This is a genomic window from Photobacterium sp. S4TG1 (genome assembly GCF_036040035.1).
Classification (GTDB): domain Bacteria; phylum Pseudomonadota; class Gammaproteobacteria; order Enterobacterales; family Vibrionaceae; genus Photobacterium.
The window spans coordinates 1-815 of record NZ_JAYXUH010000047.1; the positions used below are offsets into that span (position 1 = coordinate 1).

The following is an 815-nucleotide window of genomic DNA, read 5'->3' on the forward strand; positions in this document are numbered from 1 at the left end:
TTAGTGAAATCGAGTAGGACGGGACACGTGATATCCTGTTTGAACATGGGGGGACCATCCTCCAAGGCTAAATACTCCTGACTGACCGATAGTGAACCAGTACCGTGAGGGAAAGGCGAAAAGAACCCCTGTGAGGGGAGTGAAATAGAACCTGAAACCGTGTACGTACAAGCAGTAGGAGCCCACTTGTTGGGTGACTGCGTACCTTTTGTATAATGGGTCAGCGACTTAATTTTAGTAGCAAGGTTAACCGTTTAGGGGAGCCGTAGGGAAACCGAGTCTTAACTGGGCGTCATAGTTGCTAGGATTAGACCCGAAACCGAGTGATCTAGCCATGGGCAGGTTGAAGGTGAGGTAACACTTACTGGAGGACCGAACCGACTAATGTTGAAAAATTAGCGGATGACTTGTGGCTAGGGGTGAAAGGCCAATCAAACTCGGAGATAGCTGGTTCTCCCCGAAAGCTATTTAGGTAGCGCCTCGGACGAATACTACTGGGGGTAGAGCACTGTTAAGGCTAGGGGGTCATCCCGACTTACCAACCCTTTGCAAACTCCGAATACCAGTAAGTACTATCCGGGAGACACACGGCGGGTGCTAACGTCCGTCGTGAAGAGGGAAACAACCCAGACCGCCAGCTAAGGTCCCAAAGTTATAGCTAAGTGGGAAACGATGTGGGAAGGCTCAGACAGCCAGGATGTTGGCTTAGAAGCAGCCATCATTTAAAGAAAGCGTAATAGCTCACTGGTCGAGTCGGCCTGCGCGGAAGATTTAACGGGGCTAAGCTATACACCGAAGCTGCGGCAATATGAACT

The 815-nt window shown here is 50.3% G+C and carries 1 rRNA gene; it reads left to right on the forward strand.

Going from position 1 to position 815, the window contains the following annotated elements:
• Positions 1-815: ribosomal RNA gene (locus tag VXS03_RS20070) — 23S ribosomal RNA — on the forward strand; the annotation flags it as partial.